The sequence below is a fragment of the Mycobacterium sp. E3198 genome, assembly GCF_001667015.1.
GTDB lineage: Bacteria > Actinomycetota > Actinomycetes > Mycobacteriales > Mycobacteriaceae > Mycobacterium.
Genome location: NZ_LZIS01000103.1, coordinates 1 through 1,576, shown reverse-complemented (window position 1 = coordinate 1,576; position 1,576 = coordinate 1). Strand labels below are relative to the sequence as shown.

The window sequence follows — 1,576 nt, the reverse complement described above, 5'->3', positions numbered from 1 at the left end:
AACACGCCGGCGATCATGGCCACGGAGGCGCTCTACGCCGAAATGTGGGTCCAGGACGCGCTCACGATGTACACCTATTCGGCTGCGGCGGCAGCGTCGTCGGTCCTTCAGCCGCTGACGCCGGCGTCACCGACCGCCAGTCCGGCCGCGGCCGCCACCCAAGGTGCCGCAGTGTCCACAGCCTTGGCGTCCGCGCAGTCAAACAGCGCGGCGACAGGGTTGGGTGGATTGCTGGCGAACTTTGGGACCGAGTCCTTCGGTACCGAAATATGGAACGCTTTCTCGACCGCCTATCCCGGCGCGGCGTCGGTGCTCAATCAGGCGGACGGCCTGTTCGGCACGCTGTTCAACTTCAACGGCGTTCAGCAGTTCGGTGTGACCGCGGCCTGGTTCGTCGGCACCGCCATCCCGACGGCGGTGTCGTACGGGCACACGGTTGGCGCAATCCCGGGCGTGCCCTGGTCGACCGTCGACGCCGTGGCCCCGGCCACCGCCGGGGGTGCCATAGCCGAAGGCACCCTGGCGAACAGCGTGGGGGCGGGCATGGCCGAAGCGTCTTCTGTCGGTGGCCTGTCGGTCCCGGCCAGCTGGTCTTCGGCCGCCCCGGCGACGCTGGCCTCGTCGACCGCCCCGCTGGAGGGCTCGGGTTGGACCGCGGCCGCCGAGGCCGAGCCGGTCGCGGCGATGCCGGGGATGCCCGGAATGGCGGGCGCGGCCAAGGGCGCTGCCGCCTACGGCTCCGGCCCCCGGTACGGCTTCAAGCCCATCGTCATGCCCAAGCAGGTTGTCGTCTGACGCGGGAACAAGAAAGGGGGATGTCACCCATTCGAGGCGAACAATTGACCGGTACGCCTTAATCTATGCGTGATGCGGCCACCACCGCATCGATCACAATCTCACAAGACTTCGTCAAGCCGAAGGCTTCCAAGACAAGGAGAAAGAAGACATGGCAACACGTTTCATGACCGATCCGCATGAGATGCGGGCGATGGCGGGCCGTTTCGAGGTCCACGCTCAGACCGTTGAGGACGAGGCTCGCAAGATGTGGGCGTCGTCGATGAACATCGCCGGTGCCGGCTGGAGCGGCCAGGCGCAGGCGACCTCCTACGACACCATGGGCCAGATGAATCAGGCCTTCCGCAACATCGTGAACATGCTGCACGGTGTGCGCGACGGGCTGATCCGCGACGCCAACAACTACGAGCAGCAAGAGCAGGCTTCCCAGCAGATCCTCGGCAGCTAGCCCAACGGCGCTGTCGTCCCCAACTTTTGAAGATTTGAAAGGACGTAAACATGACCATCAATTACCAGTTTGGCGACGTGGACGCCCACGGCGCGACGATTCGCGCCCAGGCGGCGTCGTTGGAGGCCGAGCACCAGGCCATCGTGCGCGATGTGCTGGCTGCTGGTGACTTCTGGGGCGGCGCCGGTTCGGTGGCTTGCCAGGAGTTCATCACCCAGTTGGGTCGCAACTTCCAGGTGATCTACGAGCAGGCCAACGCCCACGGCCAGAAGGTGCAAAGCGCCGGCAGCAACATGGCCAGCACCGACAGCGCCGTCGGGTCCAGCTGGGCCT

At 65.9% G+C, this 1,576-nt stretch carries 3 protein-coding genes; all 3 read left to right on the top strand.

The window, feature by feature from the left end; all coding sequences use genetic code 11:
• Nucleotides 1–795 (top strand): PPE domain-containing protein (locus A5673_RS11860; RefSeq protein ID WP_156748112.1); only part of this gene is annotated, 795 nt, incomplete at its 5' end.
• Nucleotides 796–946: 151 nt separating this feature from the next.
• Nucleotides 947–1,243 (top strand): WXG100 family type VII secretion target, encoded by a 297-nt coding sequence (locus A5673_RS11855; RefSeq protein ID WP_066914021.1) that lies wholly within the window; start codon nt 947–949, stop codon nt 1,241–1,243.
• A gap of 50 nt (nt 1,244–1,293) precedes the next feature.
• Nucleotides 1,294–1,576, top strand: a 283-nt coding sequence (locus A5673_RS11850; protein ID WP_068226688.1) for a WXG100 family type VII secretion target, incomplete at its 3' end; no start/stop codon positions are given.

Coding starts and splice junctions, on each gene's coding strand:
- A5673_RS11855 (WP_066914021.1), top strand. CDS start 947: ATGGCAACACGTTTCATGACCGATCCGCATGAGATGCGGGCGATGGCG.